This window comes from Pseudoalteromonas sp. 19-MNA-CIBAN-0066 (assembly GCF_040308705.1).
Lineage (GTDB): Bacteria > Pseudomonadota > Gammaproteobacteria > Enterobacterales > Alteromonadaceae > Pseudoalteromonas > Pseudoalteromonas nigrifaciens.
In genome coordinates this window covers 1-244 of record NZ_JBEONZ010000366.1, presented here as the reverse complement: position 1 = coordinate 244, position 244 = coordinate 1, and the positions used below count along the sequence as shown (strand labels likewise).

At 32.4% G+C, this 244-nt stretch carries 1 pseudogene; it reads right to left on the bottom strand.

Features of this window, described 5'->3' with window-relative positions:
- A pseudogene (locus AAEZ18_RS19465) lies at positions 1-228 on the bottom strand (23S rRNA pseudouridine synthase F); the annotation flags it as partial.
- Positions 229-244 lie beyond the last annotated feature (16 nt).

The window sequence follows — 244 nt, the reverse complement described above, 5'->3', positions numbered from 1 at the left end:
GGTGTATTTATAAAGACGTCCAATTGGGTAAAAACGCTTAATAGTAGGCAGGTGGTTATAAAGTCTATAAGGGTCATTCTGATCAATCTTGGAGTCAATACCTAAAGTCTTATGATAAGAAAAATAAATTAACTCATCAGTGACTTTAATAATTTGCACCAACACTGTTATTAGGTCTTTATCATCAACATTGTCAATATGATAAGCCGTGCGGTTATTTAATAACACTGAACCTTAGTCAATA